This is a genomic window from Gemella sp., assembly GCF_057272915.1.
Genome location: NZ_DBHIUF010000004.1, coordinates 22,290 through 46,960, shown reverse-complemented (window position 1 = coordinate 46,960; position 24,671 = coordinate 22,290). Strand labels below are relative to the sequence as shown.

Here is a 24,671-nt window from a genome sequence, read left to right as displayed (position 1 = left end):
GTGCAAAATAATGAGTAAAGAGGATAATGAAAAATGGGAAGAAATAAATTAAAATTAGGATTAGGAGTATTAACAGTATTAGCTACACCAATAGCTGTAAATGCAGTAGCTAGTAGTGACGCTTTAGCAGCACAAGGCTGGGTTAAAAGTGGAAATACTTGGTACTTTTACAATCAAAATGGAACATTAGCAAAAAACTCTTGGGCAGGAAACTATTGGCTAGGAGCCGATGGTAAGATGGCTACTAATTCTTGGGTAGATAATGGTCGATATTATGTAGATGGTAATGGTGCATGGGTGAAAGGTGCCCATAGACAAGCTGAAGTTAAGAAGCAAGGCTGGGTGCAAAATGGCTCAGCATGGAACTATTATCACCAGGGGAATATAGTTAGGAATGCTTGGATAGGAAGCTACTGGCTAGGAGCCGATGGAAGAATGGCAACAAGTTCATGGGTAGATAATGGTCGTTATTACGTAGATGGCAATGGAGTCTGGGTAAGAAATGCGCAAAAACCAGTAGAGAAAAAACACGGCTGGATAAAAGAAGGAAGCGCATGGTATTACTACGAAAATGGGGCATTAGCTAGAAACAAATGGATCAGCGGAAAATATTGGCTAGGTGCAGATGGTAAGATGGCGACAAGTTCATGGGTAGATAATGGTCATTATTACGTAGATGGCAATGGAGTCTGGGTAAGAAATGCGCAAAAACCAGTAGAGAAGAAACACGGTTGGATAAAAGAAGGGAGCGCATGGTATTACTATGAAAATGGAGCATTAGCTAGAAATAAATGGATTAGCGGAAAATATTGGCTAGGAGCCGATGGTAAGATGGCGACAAGTTCATGGGTAGATAATGGTCGTTACTATGTAGACTCTAATGGTGTATGGGTAAAAGATGCAAAGAAACCAGAAGCTAAAAAACACGGCTGGGTGAAAGAAGGGACTACTTGGTATTATTTCTATCAAGGTCAAATTGTTAAGAATGCCTGGATTGGAAGTTACTGGCTAGGAGCTGATGGTAAGATGGCGACAAGTTCATGGGTGGATAATAATCGCTATTATGTAGGGGCTAATGGTCTATGGGATAAAAATGCTAAGAAACCTGAAGAAAAAGCAGTGGTTAAAAAGAACGGCTGGGTAAAAGAAGAAAACACTTGGTACTACTATGAAAATGGTACATTAGCTCGTAATAAATGGGCAGGGAATTACTGGTTAGGAGCCGATGGTAAGATGGCGACTAATGCATGGGTAGATAATGGTCGTTATTATGTAGATGGAAATGGGGCCTGGGTGAAAAACGCAGGTCATGGAGTTAACTATTCAAGTTATTACAAAGTAACCTCATTATACATTCCTGTATATGATACGAATGGTCGTATTTTATCTCATGTTTCTAAAGATACAGTATTATTTAGAGATAATAGATCGACTGCGAACGGAAGAATTCCTGTTCAAGTCGCGGGACTTACAGGTTATGTTAATGCTAGCCAAGTAACTGCGATTGATTCTAGTAATACTTTTATTCCGGATTATGTAAGTGATGGAACGTATGTGTATCACAGATATTCACCGTATACTAAAGTAATGGTTGCTCATCATAATGCTAATATGCAAGTTGGTAAATCTTATTACTCTGCAGATGGAATTAACTTTGGAACATTCAAACTAGATCATCCATTCCAATTTTCTAATTTAAAATCTAGAACTAACTATACAGCGACTGATATTAATAGATTGTATAATATAATGGGAGCTAGCGATAGTAAGTTAGCAGGTAAAGGAGCTACATTTAAAGCTGCTGAACAAAGATACGGAGTTAATGCTTTATACCTAGTAGCACATAGTGCTTTAGAAAGTGCTTGGGGAAGAAGTAAAATCGCTAAAGATAAGAATAACTTCTTCGGTATATCAGCGTATGATGATAGCCCATATACTTCTGCGACTAAGTATGATAATGTAGATAGTGGTATAATGGGAGCAGCTCGTTGGATTAATGAAAGATATTTACATAATTCTGGATATCCTGCGAATGGAGCATATCTAGGAAATAAAGCAGGTGGTATGAATGTTAACTACGCGACTGCACCATATTGGGGTGAGTCTATCGCGAGTATAATGTTCAGTGCTAATGAAAAATTAGGAAGAAAAGATAGATAAGAAAGGAAGGGCTAGGTTAGTATTTTAATCTAGCTTCCTTTTTGATAAAGGAGATAATTATGTTAGTTTCGGTTGTAATCGGACTTTTAAACGAGGAAAAGTTTTTACCAAGATTGATAGAAGACTTTAAGAATCAGACATATGATCACAGCAAGATAGAATTAATATTTATAGATGGAATGTCAAAAGATAAAAGTTGGGAAATATTGGAAAACTTTAAAGCTAGTAATCATGATTTTTACGATGTAGTATTGTTAAAAAATCCTAAGGTAATATTGTCAGCTGGTATGAATGTAGGTATAAAAGCTGCAAGAGGCAGATGTATCCTTAAAGTAGATTGCCATTCGCATATTACTGAGAATTTTATTGAGAATAATGTTAAAGTTATTGAGAGTGGAGAAGATGTTTGCGGGGGACCACGTCCAAATATTATCGAGAATGAAGATAATCTAAGTAAGACATTATTGTTGGTCGAGGAGAATATGTTTGGTAGTGGTATAGCGAATTATCGTAAACAGACTTCTAAACAATATGTAAGTTCAGTTTTCCAAGGTATGTACAAAAAGGAAATATTTGATAAGGTTGGCTTACTGGATGAAAAAGTAGGTCGCGTTGAGGATAATGAACTGCATTATCGAATTAGAAAAAATGGTTATAGGATTCGTTATAGCAATGATATATTATCGTATCAATATACTAGACCGACAGTAAATAGAATGTTAAAACAAAAATATTCAAACGGTTATTGGATTGGGAAAGTGAGTCATGTTTATCCAAAGGCTTTCTCTATCTTCCACTTTGTTCCTTTTGTATTTATCTTAGGAATAATCTTTAGTTTATTGATGTTACCATTGACGAAGTTATTCGCAGTATTTCTTGTGATTGCTTATGGCTTATTCACAATTCTCGTTACATTAATGACTATTATTAATAATAAGTTCAACGCAACGATGTTGTTAATTCCAATTTTACTATTCTTAGTACACTTCAGCTACGGAGTGGGGACTTTAGTAGGATTAGTTAAAGGATTTAAGTGGAAGAAGGAATATTATAAAAAATAGAATATGGAATTTAATGAGGTGATTTGACAAAATTGATTTCTGCGAAATAACGATTTTTGAGTCACTCCTATATTTGTAACTAACTTGTAATATCGCATGGGTTAGCTTAGTGGTATAATAGAAAATGCATGAGTGTATAAAAATAGGAGTAAGGAGCAGGAATTTATTATGAAAAAAAATAGATTAAAATTCGGATTAGGAGTGCTAACTGTATTAGCTACGCCAATCGCAGTAAATACGGTAGCTGGTACTGAAGTGCACGCAGCTCAAGGATGGGTGCAAAGTGGTTCATCATGGTTCTTTTTCAATAATCAAGGGCAATTAGTAAGAAACGCCTGGGCAGGAAATTATTGGCTAGGTGCTGACGGTAAGATGGTGACAGATGCTTGGGTAGACAATGGTCGCTATTATGTAGGAAGTAATGGCGCTTGGGTGAAAGGAGCTCAAAAACCTGCTGAAGTTAAGAAGCAAGGATGGGTTCAAAATGGTTCAGCATGGTACTATTATTACCAAGGGAATATAGTTAGAAACGCTTGGATTGGAAGTTATTGGTTAGGTTCTGACGGTAAAATGGCAACTAATACATGGGTAGACGGAGGACGTTACTATGTGGGTGCTAATGGAGTTTGGGATAAAAATGTTAAGAAACAAGAAGCACCGAAACCAGTTGAGAAGAAAAATGGTTGGATAAAAGAAGGTAATACTTGGTATTATTATAATCAAGGAATCATGGTGAGAAATGCTTGGCAAGGAAACTACTGGTTAGGATCTGATGGTAAGATGGCTACAAATTCGTGGGTAGATAATGATCGTTACTATGTAGGCGCTGATGGTTCTTGGGATAAGAATGCTAAGAAACAAGAAGAGAAAAAACATGGTTGGAAAAAAGAAGACAACTCATGGTATTATTATAACCAAGGTCAAATGGTTAAAAACGCTTGGGTAGGAAGTTATTGGCTAGGATATGATGGTAAGATGGCGACAAACGCATGGGTAGACAATGATCGTTATTATGTAGGAGCCAATGGAGTTTGGGAAAAAGATAAGAAAAAAGAAGAAGAGAAAAAACGTGGTTGGAAAAAAGAAAGCAATGTTTGGTATTATTACAATGAAGATGGTACATTAGCTCGTAATAAATGGGCAGGAAATTACTGGTTAGGATCTGATGGTAAGATGGTTACAAATGCCTGGGTAGATAATAACCGCTACTTTGTAGGAAGTGATGGAGCATGGGAAAAAGATAAGAAAAAAGAAGATCCGGTTCCAACAGGTAAACACACTGGCTGGGTTAAGAGTGGAAGTACTTGGTACTATTTCAATGCACAAGGTCAAATGGTTAAAAATGCATGGGCAGGAAATTATTGGCTAGAAGCTGACGGTAAAATGGCTACCAATAAATGGGTAGATAACAACCGTTACTTTGTAGGAAGTGATGGAGCTTGGGTTCAAAATCCAACTAACAATACTAACTTGAATAGAGTATTAGATATCGCTCGTAGTTACTTAGGTGTTGAAACTGGTTCAAGAGAGCATAAGAAAATTGTTGATGCATATAACTCTGTAGATCCAAAACCAGTAGGATATACTGCGACGTATGATGATGACTGGTGTGATATTTTCGTTACAACAGTATATCAACAAGCAGGATTAAGTGACCTTATCGGTAGAGAATGTGGTGTTCAACGTCACATTGGTATCATGGAGAAAAAAGGTATCTGGAAAGGAAGAACTCAACCTAAAGTAGGAGACATCGTTACATTTGACTGGGACGGTGGAGGTTGGGCAGACCACATCGGTATCGTTGAATCAGTAAATAATGGTGTAATCACTACAATTGAAGGTAACTCATCGTTATATGCAGGAAGTACTGCTAAAACAAAAGTAAATAGAAAAACATATAATTGGAATTCTAGCTACATTAAAGGTTATGCAAGGCCAGCGTACTAAAATTTAGTATTTAAAAATGTAAAGTTCTCAGAAGTTAAAGTATAAAGAAGATTAAAGATATTCAAGTATATCTCTCAGATAGATTTGAATATCTTTAGTTCAAGAAGGGAAACTTAATAAAATTTATTTTTGTGAAATTATGATTTTTAAGTCTATCTCATTTGTTTTTATTGATTAAAAATAGTATAATTTAGAATGAATTTATTAGTAATATAGGAGGTGACAGGTTTATGAAAAGAAGAATAAGTATGATTCTCGTAGGTGGTTTATTGTTAACAAGTTTTAATAATGCTAAAGCAGATTGGGTAAAAGATCATCAAGGTAAATGGGAATATTTTTCTAATGATGACAGTTTAAGTAATTTTTATTCTGGAAAACCAAATGAATTTGTAAAACCTGTAAAACTTCCGCAATATTATCAAGCAGATACGAGATGGGGGTTTAAGAGATACGGCATTTCAAATATGAAAGAGACAGGTTGTGTACCTACTGCTTTATCGATGATAATATCAGGTCTAAAGGAAAATGTTACACCAGTACAAGTAGCAGACTATATTTATGATACTTCTATGGAGATGAACATGACATTTTCAGGAACATCAAGTTATGGAGCGGAAATAGCTTTAAGTTACTGGAATTTGAATTATCACACCATTAATTCTAAAGAAAGTTTGGAATTGGCTTTAAGAAAAGGAAATATTGTTTATGGGGCTGTAGGGCACGGGATTTTTGTAAAAGGTTATTCTACTCATGCGGTTGTTCTTAGTGGTTATGAGGGTGGAAAGACTCATGCGATAGATCCAGATAATCCAGAAAAAACAAATAGATGGTATAGTATTAATGATATATGGAATCAACGTAGCATGGCTCCTGAAGATAATGTTACTGGGGGAGCATTTATAGTAGTTTATAAATAATATTTAATATACTTGGTTAGATAATAAGTTCGGAGTTGGGAAAAATCCAACTCCGAATATTTTTATAATATTTATTAATAGGTCTTAGTCAGCGAATCCATTTGGATGTTTACTTTGCCATCTCCAAGAGTCTTCACACATACGTTTTACATCGTACTGTGCTTCCCAACCAAGTTCTTCTTTAGCTTTTGAAGCGTCTGCGTAACATGCAGCGATATCTCCTGCACGACGTGGTGCGATAACGTAAGGTAAGTCACGACCAACAGCAGCTGAAGCACTTTTAATAATATCTAGTACAGAGTATCCTACTCCTGTTCCTAAGTTGTATTTAGTTAGCCCACTACCTTTTTCTAATTTTTTAAGGGCAGTCACGTGACCACGAGCTAAATCTACTACGTGGATATAGTCGCGAACTCCAGTACCATCATGTGTATCGAAGTCATCACCGAAGACGTTAACTTTTTCTAATTTACCAACAGCTACTTGCATTACGTATGGAAGTAGGTTATTAGGAATTCCTGTTGGATCTTCACCAATATCTCCACATTCGTGTGCTCCGATTGGATTGAAGTAACGAAGTAATACAACGTTCCATTCATTATCAGCAGCATAAACATCTCCTAAAATCTCTTCTAAAATCAGTTTAGTACGTCCGTATGGGTTAGTTACAGATAATGGGAAATCTTCTTTAATTGGTAATGCGTGAGGATCTCCGTATACTGTAGCTGAAGAACTGAAGATGATGTTCTTACAGTTGTGTTTTTCCATAACGCGGCATAGTGTTGTAGTTCCGGCTACGTTGTTATCGTAGTATTTTAAAGGTAATTGGCAAGATTCACCTACAGCTTTTAATCCGGCGAAGTGAATAACTCCAAAAATATTTCCTTCTTTTTCAAAGATTTCGTCTAATTTAGCTTCATCACGAATATCAGCTTCGTAGAATGTTACTTTTTTTCCTGTAACTCTTTCTACTACTTCTAAACTTTTTTTGTTTGCATTGTATAAGTTGTCAACAACAACTACTTCATTTCCATTGTTTAATAATTCTATACAAGTGTGAGACCCGATAAATCCAGCTCCACCTGTTACTAGTATCTTTTCAGCCATAGTGTAATTTTCTCGTTTTAAAACGAGTCCTTCCTATAATTTTATATATTCATTTTATAGGAAGTAAGGTAGAGTGTCAATAAATATGTGAGGAATATTAAGTTTATATTACAGATAGGGTAATTCTTTGAAATAATATTAAATTTATAATAAAATAGTAAAATATGTATTTATGTAAATAGAAATTATTTTTAAAGAATTTGAGAGGAATTATTTATGAAGAAAAATAAATTAAAATTAGGATTAGGAATGTTGACGGTATTAGCTACACCGATTGCGGTTAATGCTGTAGTGAGTAACGATGCTTTGGCTGCTCAAGGATGGGTTAAGAGTGGAAATACTTGGTACTTTTACAATCAAAATGGGACATTAGCTAGAAACGCCTGGGCTGGAAACTATTGGTTAGGTGCAGATGGAAAAATGGTGACAAATGCCTGGGTAGATAATGGACGTTACTATGTAGGAAAAGATGGAGCATGGGTGAAAGGAGCTCAAAAACCAGTTGAAGTCAAAAAACAAGGATGGGTACAAAGTTCAGGAACATGGTACTACTATAATCAAGGTCAGTTAGTAAGAAGTGCGTGGATAGGAAATTACTGGCTAGGAACTGATGGTAAGATGGCAACAAATGCATGGGTAGACAACGGACGTTACTATGTAGGAGCAAACGGGGCATGGGATAAAAATGCTAAGAAACAAGAAACACTAAAACCAGAAGTGAAAAAACAAGGTTGGGTACAAAGTTCAGGAACATGGTACTACTATAATCAAGGTCAGTTAGTAAGAAGTGCGTGGATAGGAAATTACTGGCTAGGAACTGATGGTAAGATGGCAACAAATGCATGGGTAGACAACGGACGTTACTATGTAGGAGCAAACGGAGCATGGGATAAAAATGCTAAGAAACAAGAAACACCAAAACCTGAAGTTAAGAAACAAGGTTGGGTAAAAGAAAGTAATACTTGGTACTACTATGAAAATGGAGCATTAGCTCGTAACAAATGGATTGGTAGTACATATTGGGTTGGAGCCGATGGAAAAATGGCAACAAATGCCTGGGTAGACAACGGGCATTACTACGTAGGAGCAAATGGTGCATGGGATAAAAACGCTAAGAAACAAGAAGCGCCGAAACCAGAAGTAAAAAAACAAGGTTGGGTAAAAGAAGGAAGTATATGGTATTACTATGAGAATGGAACATTAGCTCGCAACAAATGGATCGGTAGTACATACTGGGTAGGAACCGATGGAAAAATGGAAACAAATGCGTGGGTAGACAACGGACGTTATTACGTAGGAGCAAACGGAGCATGGGTGAAAGATGCTAAGAAAGAAGAAGCACCAAAACCAGTAGAGAAAAAAGGTTGGATAAAAGAAGGGAATGCATGGTACTTCTACCACCAGGGTCAAATTACTAGAAATGCCTGGGTAGGAAGCTACTGGCTAGGTTCTGACGGGAAAATGGCAACAAATGCCTGGGTAGATAATGGGCGTTACTACGTAGGAGTAAATGGAGTATGGGATAAAAATGCTAAGAAAGAAGAAGCACCGAAACCAGAAGTAAAAAAACAAGGGTGGGTGAAAGAAGGAAACACTTGGTATTACTATGAAAATGGAACATTAGCTCGTAGCAAATGGATCAGTAGTACCTATTGGGTAGGAGCTGATGGAAAGATGGCGACAAATGCGTGGGTAGACAACGGACGTTACTACGTAGGAGTAAACGGAGCATGGGACAAAAATGCTAAGAAACAAGAAGCGCCAAAACCTGAAGTTAAGAAACAAGGTTGGGTAAAAGAAGAAACAACATGGTATTACTATGAGAATGGTTCATTAGCACGAAATAAATGGGTAGGAAACTATTGGTTAGAATCAGATGGAAAGATGGCGACAAATGCCTGGGTAGATAATGGACGTTACTACGTAGATGCTAATGGTGCGTGGGTGAAGGATGCATCCAAAGATAAAAACACCAAACGCTCAATCTTCTTGGATCCAGGTCACGGAGGAAGTGATTCAGGTGCAGTAAGCGGTGGAGTAAGAGAAAAAGACTTAACACTTAGTGTGTATAATAAAGTAAGTAGCAAACTTGCATCTTTAGGATATACAGTGTTAACAAGTAGAAATGTTGATAAAGATGTAGACTTAGTAGATCGTGCAGATCAAGCTAATAAAGCTAATGCGGATATGTTATTAAGTATTCACTTTAACGCTGGTGGACGAGGTATTGCACGTGGTATCGAAACATACTACTATCAGTCGCAAGAAGATAGAGTTCCTAAGATAAACAAAGAAAATCATAACAATGCTGAGAGATTAGAAAGAAGTAGAAAATTAGCTAATAAAGTACAACAAAACCTACTGTATCAAACTGGAGCAAACGATAGAGGAGTTAAGCGTGCTTCATTCACAGTTCTTCGTGAAACTTCTATTCCATCAATTCTAGTTGAATTAGGATTTATAGACAACCCAGAAGAACGCAATAAAATCAAAACAAATGAATATCAAGAGCGTTTAGCAAATGGTATTGTTGACGGAATTGTAGAATATTATAAATAGGTAATTAATTATAAAGAAGTTGTCGAGGAATTGGCGACTTCTTTACTTTTAGAATAACAAGAAAAATAACCTGTAATTTCTTGAAATAAGGTGTTAATTGGTGTAAAATAAGTATTGCAATTTAAATAAGTATGTAGATTTTTAGAGGTGAAAATATTATGACAAAAAATAAATTAAAATTAGGATTAGGAGTGTTAACGGTATTGACTACACCGATTGCGGTTAATGCTGTAGTAAGTAACGATGCTTTGGCAGCTCAAGGATGGGTTAAGAGTGGAAATACTTGGTATTTCTACAATCAAAATGGAACATTAGCCAGAAATGCGTGGGCAGGAAACTATTGGCTAGGTTCTGACGGGAAAATGGTGACAAACGCATGGGTGGATAATGGACGATACTATGTAGATGGTAATGGAGCATGGGTAAAAAATGCTAAAAAACCAGAAGTAAAAAAACAAGGCTGGGTAAAAGAAGGAAATGCCTGGTACTTCTACTACCAAGGTCAAATTACTAGAAATGCCTGGGTAGGAAGCTATTGGCTAGGTTCAGATGGAAAAATGGCAACAAGCGCATGGGTGGATAATGGTCGCTACTACGTAGGAGCAAATGGAGTATGGGATAAAAATGCTAAGAAACAAGAAGTGCCAAAACCTGAAGTTAAGAAACAAGGTTGGATGAAAGAAGGGAACACTTGGTATTACTATGAAAATGGAACATTAGCTCGTAGCAAATGGATTGGAAGTACATATTGGGTTGGAGCCGATGGAAAAATGGCAACAAGTGCTTGGGTAGACAACGGACGTTACTACGTAGGACCGAACGGAGCATGGGACAAAAATGCAAAGAAACAAGAAACACCAAAACCAGAAGAAAAAAAACAAGGCTGGGTTAAAGAAGGAACAGCCTGGTACTTCTATCACCAAGGTCAAATTACTAGAAATGCGTGGGCAGGAAACTATTGGCTAGGTTCTGATGGAAAAATGGCAACGAGTGCCTGGGTAGACAACGGACGTTACTACGTAGGACCAAATGGAGCATGGGTAAAAGATGCTAAAAAACAAGAAGCGCCAAAACCTGTAGAGAAGAAACAAGGATGGGTGAAAGAAAATAACGCCTGGTTCTATTATGAAAATGGAACACTAGTTAAAAATAAATGGGTAGGAAACTATTGGCTAGGTTCTGATGGGAAAATGGCAACAAGTGCCTGGGTAGACAACGGACGTTACTACGTAGGACCAAATGGAGCATGGGTAAAAGATGCTAAAAAACAAGAAGCGCCAAAACCTGTAGAGAAGAAACAAGGATGGGTGAAAGAAAACAACGCCTGGTTCTACTATGAAAATGGAACATTAGCTCGTAGTAGATGGATTGGTGATACTTACTGGGTAGGAAAAGATGGTAAGATGGTAACAGATAATTGGGTAGACAACGATCGTTTCTACGTGGATAAATCTGGTAAAAAAGATCCATCTATTAAGAAAAAAGTTATCATAAATGACGAACTAGGTTGGCAAAAACGTAATGGTGGAGAATGGTATTATTATGAAAAAGATGGTTCATTAGCACGTAATAAGTGGGTAGGAAACTATTGGCTAGGAGCTGACGGTAAGATGGCTAAGAGTGCCTGGGTAGATAATGGACGTTACTACGTGGATTCAAGTGGTAAATGGGTACCTAACTACGCGAAAGCGGACAAAAACACTGCTGCTTTAAATATGCCTCAATACTATCAAGGTGATTGGCGCTGGGCTAATAGAAGATATGGTCTTGGTACAATGGCACAAAGTGGATGTGTACCAACATCATTAGCTATGGTATTTAATGGACTAGGACAAAAAGTATTGCCAACAGCTGTTGCTGATACAATCTATAACAACACTAACGAAATGAACGTTGGAGGACTAGGAACATCAGGTAAAGGTGCTGTTTATGCGATTAACGCTTATGGATACAAACACACAGTACTTTCAACTAAAGAACAACTTATCGCTGCTTTACAAAGTGGTAAACCTGTCTTTGCGACTGTAGGAAATGGTATTTTCGCAAAAGGCAGATTAACTCACGCTATCGCATTAAGTGGATACAGCAATGGTAAAACTAAAGCAATGGATCCAGATAATATTAATACTACAGGAAGATGGTATGACATCAATACTATCTGGAACCAAAGAAGTACAGATCCTTACGACACTAACATCGGTGGGTCATTCGTAGCAATCGGATAATAGAATAGAACGATGCAGGAATATTGATTTTAAGAAATCTAGTTTCCTGTGTCGTTTTTTTGCTGTAATATTAAATTTATAAGATAGGTTGTTGATAGTTTTATAATGGGGCTGATCCGAAAGTACTAGATTTTGAAAAAAGTTCATGTGAAAACTCATAGACGCAGTGGTTTATTGATATCTAAATTCGCTTTATAAAAGCTTTTTAGATATCTAATAAACTGTGCGGGGGTGACTCTAAAAAATCGATTTCTATGAAATCACGATTTTTGAGTCACTCCCATTTCATTATTTTTGCACTAAATTATAACAGTTGTTGCTAAAACTCATTAAAATTGGTATACTATTAGTTAAAGAACTTGAAAGCGAAGGAGTGTGCTTAAATTATGGTATATAACCACAGAGTTATAGAGAAAAAATGGCAAAAATATTGGGATGAAAATAAAACATTTAAAACATTAGATGATCATACAAAAGAGAAATTCTATGCATTAGATATGTTCCCTTATCCATCAGGAGCTGGACTTCACGTAGGTCACCCAGAAGGGTATACGGCTACTGATATCTTAAGTAGATATAAAAGAGCAAATGGGTATAATGTACTTCATCCAATGGGATGGGATGCGTTCGGATTACCTGCTGAACAATATGCATTAGATACTGGTCATGATCCAAGAGACTTTACTAAAACTAATATTGACACGTTCCGTCGCCAAATTAAAGAATTAGGATTTTCTTATGATTGGGATCGTGAAGTAAATACAACAGATCCTAACTACTACAAGTGGACACAATGGATTTTCAAAAAACTTTATGAAAAAGGGCTTGCATATGTTGATGAAGTACCTGTAAACTGGTGTCCAGCATTAGGGACAGTACTTTCTAATGAAGAGGTTATCGATGGTAAATCTGAGCGTGGAGGACACCCTGTAGAGCGTCGCCCAATGCGTCAATGGGTACTAAAAATTACTGATTACGCTGAAAAACTTCTTGCTGATTTAGATATTCTTGATTGGCCAGAAAGTCTTAAAGCTATGCAACGTAACTGGATTGGAAAATCTGTTGGTGCTGAGATTGACTTCAAAATTGAAGGAACTGATAAAGCATTCACAGTATTTACTACACGTGCTGACACTGTGTTTGGCGTATCTTACTGTGTACTTGCACCTGAACACAAACTTGTAGAAGAAATTGTTACTGAAGGGCAAAGAGCTGTAGTTGAGGAGTACCTCGATATCGTTAAACGTAAGTCTGACCTTGAAAGAACAGACCTTAACAAAGATAAAACAGGAGTATTCACAGGAGCTTATGCGATTAACCCTGTAAATGGTGAAAAAGTAGAACTTTGGATTGCGGACTACGTTCTAGCAAGCTACGGAACTGGAGCTGTTATGGCTGTTCCTGCGCACGATGAGCGTGATTATGAGTTTGCAACTAAGTTTAATCTACCAATCAAAGCTGTTATCGAAGATAATGGTGAAGTTGTTGTGCCATTCTACGGTGATGGTAAACACATCAACTCTGATTTCATCAATGGATTAAACAACGAAGAAGCTATCGCTAAAGTTATTGAATTCTTAGAAGAAAATAAAGTTGGACGTAGTAAAGTTACTTACAAACTACGTGACTGGTTATTCTCAAGACAACGTTACTGGGGAGAACCAATTCCAATTATTCACTGGGAAGATGGTACTATGACTACAGTACCTGATAGTGAACTGCCACTATTACTACCAGAAACTGATAACATTAAACCATCAGGAACAGGAGAATCTCCACTTGCAAATATCGAAGAGTGGTTAAATGTAGTAGATCCTGAAACTGGCAAAAAAGGTAAACGTGAGACTAACACAATGCCTCAATGGGCTGGTTCTTGTTGGTACTACCTACGTTACATCGATCCACATAATGATGAAATGTTCGCAGATCCAGAAAAATTAAAATACTGGTTACCTGTAGATGTTTATATCGGTGGAGCAGAGCACGCAGTACTTCACTTACTATATGCTCGTTTCTGGCACAAAGTACTTTACGATTTAGGATTAGTACCAAGTCGTGAACCATTCCAAAAACTATTCAACCAAGGTATGATTCTTGCTGAAGGTAAAGATGGTCGTCCAGAAAAAATGTCTAAATCTAAAGGTAATGTAGTTAACCCTGATGATATTATCGTATCTCACGGTGCAGATACACTACGTGTTTATGAGATGTTCATGGGACCATTAGATGCTTCTATCGCATGGAGTGAAAATGGACTAGATGGCTCTCGTCGTTTCTTGGATAGAGTATACCGTTTATTCGTAGATGAAGAAACTGGAAAAGTAAATGATAAAGTTCAAGATAAAGATAATGCAGAATTAGAAGTAAGCTATAACTACACTATTAAGAAGGTATCAGAAGATATTGAGATTCTTGGATTTAACACAGCTATTTCACAACTTATGGTATTCGTAAATGATTGCTATAAAGCTGAATACATCCCTCGTAAATATGCGTTAGGATTTATCCAACTTCTTGCACCATTTGCACCTCACCTTGCTGAAGAAATGTGGGAAATTTATGGTAACACTGAGTCAATCTCATACGCACCATGGCCGACATTTGATGAAAGCAAACTTGTAAGTGATACTGTAGAAATCGTAGTTCAACTTATGGGTAAAGTTAAAACTAAATTAGATGTTAAGAAAGACTTAACACCTGCTGAATTAGAACAAATCGTTCTAGCTAATGAAGAAGTAAAAGAATTAATCGAAGGAAAACAAGTTATGAAGGTGATTGTTGTTCCCGGAAGATTAGTTAATATTGTAGCTAAATAAGGAGAGAGACATGGAAGAATTAATTTATAGTATTGTTAGCGAAATTGTTGAGCATAAAGATGAAATTAAAATCGAAAAATTCGTTAAAAATGCACGTGAACATTACATTTTAACAGTACACCCAGAAGACTGTGGGCGTATTATAGGGAAAAAAGGTACAGTGATTAATGCAATCCGTACAGTATTAAATTCAACAACATTTAGTAAAAAAGTTTACTTAGATTTAGTAGAATAATAAGATAAATGTTTAATAGTGTTGACGAAAAAAATCTAAATAAAAAAAGTGTATATGATAACTCATAGACGCAGTGGTTTATTGATATCTAAATTCGCTTTATAAAGCTTTTTAGATATCTAATAACCTGTGCGGGGGTGACTCTAAAAAATCGATTTCTCCGAAATCGCGATTTTTGAGTCACTCCCTATTTTGTTTTATATCATAGTTTTTTGTATATAAAGTCCAGGTTACTATTTATTTAAATTTTAAAATGGATATAGTATAATTAGTTGAGAGAAGAATTGATTTTTAAAATGGGAGATAGAAGAGTATAGTTATATTGTACGTTTTATATGATAAGAAAAATATTAAATATAAGAAAGTCATAATTAAATATAAAGGAAGGGATATAAAATGGTAAAAATTAAAGCTAATGGCAATGAAATAGCGCTATTAACTTCAGATACTGATTATATCAGTTTAACTGACATTGCAAAATATAAAGACTCGGAAAATCCAAGATATATCATACAAAATTGGCTAAGAAATAAATCAACAATAGAGTTTTTAGGTGTTTGGGAACAAATGAATAATAGCAATTTTAACCGTGTCGAATTCGACGCGGTTAAAAATGAAGCAGGGGCTAATAGTTTTGTTTTAACTCCTCAAAAATGGATACAAACTACAAATGCAGTGGGGATTAAGTCAACAGCAGGTAGATATGGTGGGACTTATGCACATTCGGATATTGCGTTTGAATTTGCTTCTTGGATTTCTCCAGAGTTTAAATTATATATTATTCAAGATTATCAAAGATTAAAACAGGAAGAATCATATAAAAATAAATTAGAATGGCAAACTAATAGATATATTTCAAAATTAAACTATACTATTCATACAGATGCAATAAAAAATAACTTAATAACACCTACACTTACTACTACACAAATAAGACATAAGTATGCAAGTGAAGCTGATATTTTAAATATGGCTTTATACGGAATGACTGCAAAAGAATTTAAAAATAAATATCCAGAAAAAGAAGGAAATTTAAGGGATAATTCTACTATTGAGCAGTTAATGATAATGAACAATTTACAAATATTAAATGCTGATATGTTAAAATCAGGTGTATCGTCTGAAATTAGATTACAAAAATTAAATGAAATTGCAATAGAGCAACAAAATATATTAATAAAAAATAATCAAAAAGCATTACAGGAATTGAAAAAATTAAAATAAATCTATTCTGATTTTGAAATAATGTATGTATAAATAATATGTTAATTAGGAGGAAAGTATGCACGAAATATTAGACGGTTATCTAATTAATGATGACAATGTGAAAATAGCATTTACTAATAGGAATGTTGATGCGAAGAGTAGTGAAGATATGAAAAAATTCTCTGCTAAGTATGGATTTAATCATGATAACATAGTTTATAATACTCAGGTTCATGGAGCAGACGTTCGTATTGTTGAATCTGGAGACGATTTTACAGAAAACGGGAAGGAAGCGGATGGTTTAATTACTAATCTTAGAAATACTCCGTTATTGATTTTTACAGCTGATTGTGTACCTGTTGTTTTCTATGATAAAAAGCAAGGTGTTGTAGCCTTAGCTCATGCAGGATGGCGTGGAACATATGGAAATATTGCCGGGGAAATGGTAAATATCATGACAAATAAATATAGATGTAAGGTAGAAGATATTAAGACAATTATAGGTCCATCGGTTAGTGTGGATAACTACGAAGTTTCTTATGAACTTATCGAAAAATTCGCTATTTTAGAAGTGCCAAACTATTATAAAGAAGTTGATGGTAAATATTATTTAGATTTATGGAAATTGAATAAAGAATTATTAAAAAAATGTGGTATACTAGAAGATAACATTAAAATTATTGATTTCTGTACGGTAAGAGATAATGATAAATTCTTCTCATATAGGTTGGACAATGCTACTTCAAAACGTATTGGAACAATAATTCAATTAGATTAAATTCACATAGAATAGAGGAAATTATATTGGAAAAAGATATTAAATTAGTAGAACAAGTAGCTACATTTAAAAGATTGCCGAAAAGTGATAGTAGATGGCGTGTAGCATTTTATTATATAGCGAAAGAATTCTGGGATTTAGAAGAGGTTTTTGTGATAATCGATAAAGCACTTTATGAAGAACAAGGTCTTAAAATTCCAGTTTTTAGAGAGTATAAGGAAGCGGAAGGGTTCCAAATTTTTTCTAGTTATATAAAAGCGAAGGAATTTGTAGAAAAACAAGGTGATTTATTTGTTGCAGCAAGTGGCGAAAAACTTATTGGTAGAATACGTCAAGGTGCATTTAGAGAGGTTTTCGTTCCATTTTTTGCTGAACAAAACTTCAACTATTTACTAAATGAAGATGAAGCACTATTTGCTGATACTTTCAAACGACTTCTTGCGGTTATGGAAGCTAGCGAGAACTATATTGTGGATCAAGAACAAGAGGATATGCTTAAAGCAGGCGATGTTCAAGGATTCTTCGCGGATATCTGTAAAAAATATATAGTATTAGTATAAAGATAAACATCAAGCGTAATTTTGTCATGTTTGAACTTCAATCATGGATTAATTACGTTTGAGTTTTTTTATTTAGGTTTCATTAGGTTACAAATGTTGCATCCTTCTTATTTTTTTCATATAATTTACATATAGAATAATAAACAGAATTTAATATAAGGAGGTAAAAAATGAGTAAGAGAAAACATAGAAAATTATATTTTTTATTTATGTTATTAGAAATTTTACTATTGATAATGATTTCTGGATGGTATTATTTTTCTGAAAGAAAGATGGGGATGATAAGACATATATTATACAGAAATATTTATAAATTCCCAAAATACTTTACTGATACAAATATAAAAGTAATAATAGCTTGTTTTATTGTTATTTTAGTTATTCAGTTAGTATTATTTTTAAGAGCTAGAAGATTTTTATTTAGTTTTATATTGAATATAGTATTTATAATCTTTTCAATATATTTCATTATAAATTATAATGCGGATAAGGTCTTTATTTATTACTATTTAATAATGTTTTGTGGTTTATTTAATATATTTAGATTTTTACAATACATGACTTTAAATCATAAAGTAGGAAATTAGTATAAAAATTTATTCGTAAAAAATATTAAGTACATTTAAACTTTTCTTTAAACTTTGTTTAAGTTGCTACTGATATTATAAAAATATAAGTAAAATAATCTTAACCTTAAAATAATAAAAATGAGGTTTAAAAGGAGGATTCTTATGGAAAATAGAAATAACAACCAAAATAATGAAGAATTAAATAATCAAGGAAATTATAATGAACAAAATAATTATCAAAATTATGATAGTGTAGAAAATTCTCAGTACAATAATTATGAAAATTATCAAGAGATGAACAATGTGCAAGTGCCTGTTCAGCAGAAAAATAACTATGGAAAATTATTCCTAACTGTTTTTGCAGCGTTTGCTCTTGGAGCTACTAGTGTTTTTGGAGCACAAGCGGTAATGGGAACAGGTAAGACTCTAAATTCTTCGGTAACAGCGACAAAAGAAGACAAAGATAATGAACAAATTACGGTAAACGCAATTTCAAAAGCAAAAGATGCAGTAGTTTCAATCGTGAACTACCAAAGCAGCACATCTAATAACCTAGAGTCAATCTTAGGAGGTTCTAGTAGATCTGGTAATGATTCTGGTGATTTAAAAGCAGCTTCTAGTGGTAGTGGAGTGATCTACAAAAAAGTAGGGAATACAGCATATGTTGTAACTAATAACCACGTTGTTAATGGTGCTAAGAAGTTATCTGTTATCTTAAGTGATGGGACTAATGTAAATGCGGAAGTTGTCGGGACTGATGTTTGGACAGACCTTGCGGTATTAAAAATTAGTGGAGATAATGTAACTACAACGATGGATTTTGCTGATAGTGATAAAATTGCAGTTGGTGAAACAGCATTCGCTATCGGATCACCTTTAGATGTTAACTTATCTAATACTGTTACAAAAGGAATTGTATCGGCTGTAAATAGACAAATTCCTATGGATGTTGATGGTGACGGTAAAAATGACTGGAACCAAACTGTAATCCAAACAGATGCGGCTATTAACCCAGGTAATAGTGGTGGTGCATTAATCAACAGTGAAGGTAAACTTATCGGTATTAACGAGTCTAAAATTGCTAAGGCAACATCTAATGTAAGTGCTGAGGGAATTGGATTCGGTATACCTTCAAATGAAGTGAAACTTATTACTGAACAATTAGAACAATCAGGTAGAGTGATTAGACCTGCGCTAGGTGTGCAACTAGTATCTGTGAATACCGTTGATAGTGATACAGTCAAATCTCAATTGAATTATGAAGGTAAGCAAGGGGTCGTAGTCCGCTATGTTGAAAATGGGACACCAGCAGCGCAAGCAGGTTTAGAGAAATATGATATCATTACAAAATTAAATGGTGAAGAAGTAAAAGACGTTGCTGCAGTTAGAAAATACTTATTTGAGAAATCAAAAATTGGAGATACTGTAAAAGTAACTTACTATAGAAATGGTAAAGAAAATACAACAAATGTAGTTGTTCAAGCAATAAATACAAGATAGGATATTGAGACTTAGGATGGATGCTCCGTTCTAAGTCTTTTTTGATGTTTGAAAAATGTTCGAAACACAGCAAGAGAATAATAATGAAAGTTCTAAAAAATTATAATATCAATTTTTTTAATTGGGGATAGATTAAAGCGCGAAATTGGAAATGTTATTTATGTAGTTTGAAAATTACTAGAATAAGTTGTCAAAATAAAAAAAATGTGTTATTATTAATTTGTAAAATTTTTAGAAAAGAATATAGGTGAAAACATGAAAAAAGTAAGAAAAGCGATTATTCCAGCTGCAGGATATGGTACACGTTTCCTTCCTGCGACTAAAGCATTACCGAAAGAGATGTTACCTATTATCGATACTCCTACTATCCAATATATTGTAGAAGAAGCGGTAAAAGCTGGAATCGAAGATATAATTATTGTAACTGGTAAGCAAAAAAGAGCTATTGAGGATCACTTTGATAGAAATGTTGAATTAGAAGTTGAATTAGAGAATAAAGGCAAGTTAGCAATGTTAGAGAAAGTTAAGTATCCAACGCAGCTTGCTAATATTCACTACGTACGTCAAAAAGAAATGGCAGGATTAGGGGATGCAATCTTAACTGCGCGTAGTTTTATTGGGGATGAGCCATTTGCAGTATTACTAGGTGATGACGTTGTAATTAATGACGAATACCCTGCAATCAAACAACTTATTGATAAAGCAGAAGAAACAGGATGTTCTGTAATTGGGGTTCAAACAGTTCCGGAAGACCAAACACATAGATACGGAGTTATTGCTCCTAAAGGACAAGATGGTCATTTATATGAAGTTGAAACGTTTGTTGAAAAACCAGCTCCAGGAACAGCGCCATCTAATCAAGCGATTATGGGAAGATATGTTCTTAACCCAGGGATTTTCAAACACTTAGCTAAAAAACAAGTAGGTGTTGGTGGAGAAGTTCAATTAACTGATGCTATCCAAATGTTAAACGAAGAAGAAAATGTTTATGCATATGACTTCCAAGGTAAACGTTACGATGTAGGGGAAACAATTGGATTTGTTAAAACTACTATCGACTTCGCACTTAAGTCTGACTTAAAAGATGATTTAGTGCCATACTTAAAAGCTAAATTAGCAGAATTAGAATAAGATTAAAGCGGGAGTGACTCAAAAATCGTGATTTTAGAGAAATCGATTTTGTCGAGTCACCCCCCGCAAAGTTTATTAGATATCTAAAAAGCTTTTATAAAGCGAATTTAGATGTCAATAAACCACTGCGTCTATGAGTTCTCATATACACTTTGTTAAAATTTAGGACTTTTGGGTCAGCCCCTTTTTGAAGAATTGAGGAAGGTATATTATGATTATTAATTACATTGGAGTTTATGGGATTTGCATCAAAGATAATAAACTTTTATGTATAAAAAAGGTAAGAGGTCCTTATAAAAATAGATTTGACTTACCTGGAGGTAGTCAAAAAGAAAGTGAGGGACTCACAGAAACTTTAGTTCGAGAATTTCAAGAAGAAACGGGATGTCAGATAAAAGGTTATGGGAATTGCAGAGCCTATGATGTTTTTGTAGAAGAATCTAATCGTACAGTACATCATATTATGGTATTTTATAACGTTGATATTAATCTCGAACAGCAAGATACGATTTCAGAAAAGTTGGAAGATGAACTAAATGATTCTAGTGGAATATATTGGATTGACTTTGAAGAATTAGATATAAATAATTCCTCGCCATTGATTTTGAAATTCAAACAGGAATTAAGCAATGATAAAGGTGCATTAGAAAAAGTAGTATATAAAAATTGGGAAATATTATAAAAAGAACTTATCCATGAAAAAATATGGATAAGTTCTTTTCTTTATTATTTATTATGACTTGCATTGATTAAGTTTTGTTTTTTCATTGATATAACTGCAGAATAACAGAATACTGCTACGGCTACCCAAATTATTGAGAATGATATTAGTTTCTGAATGCTTAATACTTCTCCGTATACAAAGATTCCTATGAAGAATTGCATTGTAGGTGGTAAGTATTGGAGAATACCTAAAATGTATAGTGGAATTGCTGTAGCTCCTTTAGCAAATAACATTAGTGGAACTGCAGTAATTACACCAGATAATAATAAATATATTAATGTATCTGTTCCAAAAGAATAGAATGTAATTGAGTTATTCGATGAAAGATATCCCATGTAAATAAGTGCGATAGGAGAAACTATAGCTGTTTCAATAAGTAAGCTTGCTTTTGGACTAAGAACAATTTTTTTCTTACATAAGCTATAAAGCCCAAAACTTAGTGCTAGTAATATAGAAATCCATGGAAGAGATCCGAGTGAAATAAATAGGTAAATCAAAGAACCTCCAACACATAGACACGCTATTGTTTGTGTACGTGTTAATTTCTCTTTTAGAAATACTACCGCTAGTATAATTGTAACAATTGGATTTAAGTAATATCCAAAACTTGCCTCTAGTACGTGGTTAGTGTTTACCGCAATTATATATGTAAGCCAGTTTAATGTTATTAAAAATGAAGCTAGTACTAATAGTAAGACACTTTTCTTATCTTTCCAGAGAGTTGTTATTTCATTGAAGATAGATTTTTTATTTTTTGCAATTGTGACTACGATAATCATAAAAACAAAAGAACATATAATCCTCATTGCAAGAACTTCATATGCACCTATTTCTTTTAATAATTTAAAATATATAGGGAATAATCCCCATGAAAAATAACATACGAGGATAGATAGTAAACTTTTTTGAGTATTATTCATATTGTATCTCCTTATCTTAAGTGAATGTATGATAAGTATAACGAAAAATATTGTATATTTCAATGAAAATAGATAGCTACGCATAAAAAATAATCGAAAAAAATCTAATATTTTTTTATAGATGAGTAATTTTCATTATTTTCAAAAGCTTTGCAATAGAATTTTCAAAGAAGGGTGCTATCTTAATTTATAAAACTATAATCTAGAAAAAACAAAAATATTTTCGTGGTTTAAGTTTAAAAATAGTTATATAACACTTTTGAAGGGGATTCAATACTAATTTCAGAAAAAACATATACTAATATATTTTTTTAAAACGTATCCACTCAATAAAAAAGGGGTTCCATTTGTTTGAGAAATAGTATAAAATAAGGGTATGAAAAAGATAACTGTATGATTAGTATGGGAGAGGACAATGGACACCGAAGGGACAAGTTAACATTTAGCGAATGTTAGTGAAATTCTCAGGTAAAAAGACTGTACTAGGACAGAACTCTGAAGCAAGTCAACAGAGAGAGAGCTAACTAAGCTTTCTTTGTGTTGTTTTTATTTTAGGTGGGATGCTATGAAATTGATAACAAACAATCCAAGATTTTTGAAAGAAAATTTTAGAGATATCGAAGTAGAATACCATGAAGTTGAATACTTAGATATATTAAAAAAAGTTAGAGACTACGTTCATGAAAACTGGGAAGTTGTAACACACCCTCTATATGGAAGTGTTAAACCAAACGAAACAATTTACAGATCAGTAGTTATTAGAAAAAATACTGAATTAGATGTTGCTTCTATTAATTTAATTTCTGAAGCGGTAGGAACTTTTGAAAAATTTAGAAATAACAAAGAAGTTCCTCAGTGGACTGATAGAGTAAAAGACGATTTCAGTGTTATCGATCACGATTTACTATTAAATGCGATAAAAAGAATTTTATAAAAAATAAATAAAGGAGAATAATTATGAGTAGACATTATGATGTAATTATTATCGGTTCTGGACCTGCAGGTTTATCAGCAGCGTTATACGCTTCTCGTGCTAAATTAAATGTTTTGGTTCTAGAAAAATCAAAAAATGGGGGACAAGCAGCAATCACTCACATGATTGAAAACTATCCTGGTGCCATTGAAGATCCAACTGGACCACGTTTAACAGCGAGAATGGCAGAACAAGCGAAAAACTTCGGTACTGAATTCAAACAAGAAGAAGTACTAGATGTTAATCTTGAAGGCGACGAAAAAGTAGTTACTTGTACAAGCGGTGATTACACAGCTAAAGCAGTAGTAATCGCAACTGGAGCATCTCCAAGAAAATTAGATATTCCAGGTGTTAGAGAATTAGAAAGTAAAGGTATTTCTTACTGTGCTACTTGTGATGGTGACTTCTTCGATGGTCTTGAAGTATACGTAGTTGGTGGAGGAAATAGTGCTGTAGAAGAAGCTCTATTCTTAACTAAATTTGCTCGTAAAGTAACAATCATCCACTTTGAAGAAGATATTCACTGTGAAAGAATTACAGCTGAAAAAGCAAGAAATCACCCACAAATCGAAATTAGAACTGAAACAGTTGTTCTTGAAGCAATTGGTGATGGAATTTTAGAAGCTATTAAATTGAAAAATGTAGCTACAGGTGAAGAGTATGTGGTAGAAGCTGACGAAGAAGATGGAACTATGGGATTATTCTTCTTCATCGGATATGTTCCTCAAACTAAACTATTTGAAGGTAAAGTTGAACTAACTGAAGGTGGTTATGTTAAAGCTGGAGAAGACACTAAAACAAGTGTTGAAGGTGTATATGTAGCTGGTGACTGTCGTCAAAAAGAAATTCGTCAAGTAGTTACAGCTGTATGTGATGGTGCTGTAGCAGCAATCACTGCAGAAAAATATATTGCTGAAAAATTTGAATAAAATTTTAAAAAATAAAAAAGGAGATAAAGACAATGTTAGAACTAAACAAAGAAAACTTTGAGAGTGAAGTATTGGAAGCCGAAGGATACGTGTTAGTAGACTTCTGGAGCCAAGGATGCGAACCATGTAAAGCACTTATGCCAAGTGTACATGAATTAGCAGACAAATACGGAGACAAACTTAAGTTTGCTGCTCTAGATACAACAAAAGCAAGAAGACTTGCAATCAAACAAAAAGTTTTAGGGTTACCAACAATAGCCATATATAAAGACGGAAGCAAAGTCGAAGAAGTAACTAAAGATGATGCTACTGTTCCAAATATAGAAGCTATGATTAACAAATATTTATAAAAAA

Annotated in this window: 20 protein-coding genes and 1 riboswitch; of the genes, 18 read left to right on the top strand and 2 right to left on the bottom strand. The window is 34.3% G+C overall.

The features are described 5' to 3' along the window. Positions 1–33: 33 nt before the first annotated feature. From ACO6OL_RS02745 to ACO6OL_RS02730, 4 genes are all read left to right on the top strand, one after another. Complete coding sequence (locus ACO6OL_RS02745) at positions 34–2,160, top strand: N-acetylglucosaminidase (protein ID WP_485502034.1); 2,127 nt, start codon at positions 34–36, stop codon at positions 2,158–2,160. 59 nt (positions 2,161–2,219) lie between these two features. Further along, on the top strand, positions 2,220–3,221 hold the full coding sequence (locus ACO6OL_RS02740; protein WP_485502033.1) for a glycosyltransferase family 2 protein: 1,002 nt from the start codon (positions 2,220–2,222) through the stop codon (positions 3,219–3,221). Between the two features lie 168 nt (positions 3,222–3,389). Next, entirely contained in the window at positions 3,390–5,168 is a 1,779-nt protein-coding gene (locus ACO6OL_RS02735) for a CHAP domain-containing protein (protein ID WP_485502032.1), read from the top strand. A 230-nt stretch (positions 5,169–5,398) separates the two neighbouring features. Beyond that, complete coding sequence (locus ACO6OL_RS02730) at positions 5,399–6,085, top strand: C39 family peptidase (RefSeq protein WP_485502031.1); 687 nt, start codon at positions 5,399–5,401, stop codon at positions 6,083–6,085. 84 nt (positions 6,086–6,169) lie between these two features. On the opposite strand, the gene galE is transcribed toward ACO6OL_RS02730, so the two are convergent. Further along, positions 6,170–7,192 carry a UDP-glucose 4-epimerase GalE gene (gene galE, locus ACO6OL_RS02725; RefSeq protein WP_485502030.1) on the bottom strand — a complete coding sequence of 341 codons (1,023 nt, stop codon included), beginning with the start codon at positions 7,190–7,192 and terminating at the stop codon, positions 6,170–6,172. Between the two features lie 216 nt (positions 7,193–7,408). On the opposite strand from galE, the gene ACO6OL_RS02720 reads away from it, so the two are divergent. From ACO6OL_RS02720 to ACO6OL_RS02670, 11 genes are all read left to right on the top strand, one after another. Then, positions 7,409–9,751 carry an N-acetylmuramoyl-L-alanine amidase gene (locus tag ACO6OL_RS02720; RefSeq protein WP_485502029.1) on the top strand — a complete coding sequence of 781 codons (2,343 nt, stop codon included), beginning with the start codon at positions 7,409–7,411 and terminating at the stop codon, positions 9,749–9,751. 158 nt (positions 9,752–9,909) lie between these two features. Further along, positions 9,910–11,976 carry a C39 family peptidase gene (locus ACO6OL_RS02715; protein ID WP_485502028.1) on the top strand — a complete coding sequence of 689 codons (2,067 nt, stop codon included), beginning with the start codon at positions 9,910–9,912 and terminating at the stop codon, positions 11,974–11,976. Positions 11,977–12,362: 386 nt separating this feature from the next. Further along, positions 12,363–14,792 carry a leucine--tRNA ligase gene (leuS, locus tag ACO6OL_RS02710; RefSeq protein ID WP_485502027.1) on the top strand — a complete coding sequence of 810 codons (2,430 nt, stop codon included), beginning with the start codon at positions 12,363–12,365 and terminating at the stop codon, positions 14,790–14,792. Between the two features lie 10 nt (positions 14,793–14,802). Further along, positions 14,803–15,027, top strand: a complete 225-nt coding sequence (locus tag ACO6OL_RS02705) for a KH domain-containing protein (protein ID WP_003144479.1) — start codon at positions 14,803–14,805, stop codon at positions 15,025–15,027. A 396-nt stretch (positions 15,028–15,423) separates the two neighbouring features. After that, a complete protein-coding gene (locus ACO6OL_RS02700) occupies positions 15,424–16,251 on the top strand; it encodes a KilA-N domain-containing protein (protein ID WP_485502026.1) in 828 nt (275 codons plus the stop codon). A 58-nt stretch (positions 16,252–16,309) separates the two neighbouring features. Beyond that, positions 16,310–17,011, top strand: coding sequence for a peptidoglycan editing factor PgeF (gene pgeF / locus ACO6OL_RS02695; protein ID WP_485502025.1), 702 nt, complete (start codon positions 16,310–16,312; stop codon positions 17,009–17,011). A gap of 26 nt (positions 17,012–17,037) precedes the next feature. Beyond that, a complete protein-coding gene (locus tag ACO6OL_RS02690; protein WP_485502024.1) occupies positions 17,038–17,571 on the top strand; it encodes a hypothetical protein in 534 nt (177 codons plus the stop codon). 170 nt (positions 17,572–17,741) lie between these two features. Further along, positions 17,742–18,158, top strand: a complete 417-nt coding sequence (locus ACO6OL_RS02685) for a hypothetical protein (RefSeq protein WP_485502023.1) — start codon at positions 17,742–17,744, stop codon at positions 18,156–18,158. A gap of 144 nt (positions 18,159–18,302) precedes the next feature. Continuing rightward, a complete protein-coding gene (locus ACO6OL_RS02680; RefSeq protein ID WP_485502022.1) occupies positions 18,303–19,640 on the top strand; it encodes a S1C family serine protease in 1,338 nt (445 codons plus the stop codon). A gap of 255 nt (positions 19,641–19,895) precedes the next feature. Continuing rightward, complete coding sequence (galU, locus tag ACO6OL_RS02675) at positions 19,896–20,771, top strand: UTP--glucose-1-phosphate uridylyltransferase GalU (RefSeq protein ID WP_060914668.1); 876 nt, start codon at positions 19,896–19,898, stop codon at positions 20,769–20,771. 211 nt (positions 20,772–20,982) lie between these two features. Continuing rightward, a complete protein-coding gene (locus tag ACO6OL_RS02670) occupies positions 20,983–21,453 on the top strand; it encodes an NUDIX hydrolase (RefSeq protein ID WP_314159886.1) in 471 nt (156 codons plus the stop codon). Between the two features lie 44 nt (positions 21,454–21,497). On the opposite strand, the gene rarD is transcribed toward ACO6OL_RS02670, so the two are convergent. Further along, on the bottom strand, positions 21,498–22,415 hold the full coding sequence (gene rarD / locus ACO6OL_RS02665; RefSeq protein ID WP_314159885.1) for an EamA family transporter RarD: 918 nt from the start codon (positions 22,413–22,415) through the stop codon (positions 21,498–21,500). 393 nt (positions 22,416–22,808) lie between these two features. Continuing rightward, positions 22,809–22,905, top strand: a riboswitch (glycine riboswitch). Positions 22,906–22,980: 75 nt separating this feature from the next. On the opposite strand from rarD, the gene ACO6OL_RS02660 reads away from it, so the two are divergent. The 3 genes from ACO6OL_RS02660 to trxA are packed head-to-tail and all read left to right on the top strand — an operon-like array spanning position 22,981 to position 24,667. Continuing rightward, entirely contained in the window at positions 22,981–23,349 is a 369-nt protein-coding gene (locus tag ACO6OL_RS02660; protein WP_314159884.1) for a GrdX family protein, read from the top strand. A gap of 23 nt (positions 23,350–23,372) precedes the next feature. Further along, the gene (locus ACO6OL_RS02655) at positions 23,373–24,317 is read left to right on the top strand and encodes an NAD(P)/FAD-dependent oxidoreductase (RefSeq protein WP_485502021.1); all 945 of its coding nucleotides are present in this window, start codon (positions 23,373–23,375) and stop codon (positions 24,315–24,317) included. A 32-nt stretch (positions 24,318–24,349) separates the two neighbouring features. After that, entirely contained in the window at positions 24,350–24,667 is a 318-nt protein-coding gene (trxA, locus tag ACO6OL_RS02650; RefSeq protein ID WP_003144580.1) for a thioredoxin TrxA, read from the top strand. The last annotated feature ends 4 nt before the right edge of the window (positions 24,668–24,671 follow it).

Bases quoted from the DNA above. Each gene is read 5' to 3' on its own strand.
- ACO6OL_RS02745 (WP_485502034.1), top strand. From the start codon at position 34: ATGGGAAGAAATAAATTAAAATTAGGATTAGGAGTATTAACAGTATTA.
- ACO6OL_RS02740 (WP_485502033.1), top strand. From the start codon at position 2,220: ATGTTAGTTTCGGTTGTAATCGGACTTTTAAACGAGGAAAAGTTTTTA.
- ACO6OL_RS02735 (WP_485502032.1), top strand. From the start codon at position 3,390: ATGAAAAAAAATAGATTAAAATTCGGATTAGGAGTGCTAACTGTATTA.
- ACO6OL_RS02730 (WP_485502031.1), top strand. From the start codon at position 5,399: ATGAAAAGAAGAATAAGTATGATTCTCGTAGGTGGTTTATTGTTAACA.
- galE (WP_485502030.1), bottom strand. From the start codon at position 7,192: ATGGCTGAAAAGATACTAGTAACAGGTGGAGCTGGATTTATCGGGTCT.
- ACO6OL_RS02720 (WP_485502029.1), top strand. From the start codon at position 7,409: ATGAAGAAAAATAAATTAAAATTAGGATTAGGAATGTTGACGGTATTA.
- ACO6OL_RS02715 (WP_485502028.1), top strand. From the start codon at position 9,910: ATGACAAAAAATAAATTAAAATTAGGATTAGGAGTGTTAACGGTATTG.
- leuS (WP_485502027.1), top strand. From the start codon at position 12,363: ATGGTATATAACCACAGAGTTATAGAGAAAAAATGGCAAAAATATTGG.
- ACO6OL_RS02705 (WP_003144479.1), top strand. From the start codon at position 14,803: ATGGAAGAATTAATTTATAGTATTGTTAGCGAAATTGTTGAGCATAAA.
- ACO6OL_RS02700 (WP_485502026.1), top strand. From the start codon at position 15,424: ATGGTAAAAATTAAAGCTAATGGCAATGAAATAGCGCTATTAACTTCA.
- pgeF (WP_485502025.1), top strand. From the start codon at position 16,310: ATGCACGAAATATTAGACGGTTATCTAATTAATGATGACAATGTGAAA.
- ACO6OL_RS02685 (WP_485502023.1), top strand. From the start codon at position 17,742: ATGAGTAAGAGAAAACATAGAAAATTATATTTTTTATTTATGTTATTA.
- ACO6OL_RS02680 (WP_485502022.1), top strand. From the start codon at position 18,303: ATGGAAAATAGAAATAACAACCAAAATAATGAAGAATTAAATAATCAA.
- galU (WP_060914668.1), top strand. From the start codon at position 19,896: ATGAAAAAAGTAAGAAAAGCGATTATTCCAGCTGCAGGATATGGTACA.
- ACO6OL_RS02670 (WP_314159886.1), top strand. From the start codon at position 20,983: ATGATTATTAATTACATTGGAGTTTATGGGATTTGCATCAAAGATAAT.
- rarD (WP_314159885.1), bottom strand. From the start codon at position 22,415: ATGAATAATACTCAAAAAAGTTTACTATCTATCCTCGTATGTTATTTT.
- ACO6OL_RS02660 (WP_314159884.1), top strand. From the start codon at position 22,981: ATGAAATTGATAACAAACAATCCAAGATTTTTGAAAGAAAATTTTAGA.
- ACO6OL_RS02655 (WP_485502021.1), top strand. From the start codon at position 23,373: ATGAGTAGACATTATGATGTAATTATTATCGGTTCTGGACCTGCAGGT.
- trxA (WP_003144580.1), top strand. From the start codon at position 24,350: ATGTTAGAACTAAACAAAGAAAACTTTGAGAGTGAAGTATTGGAAGCC.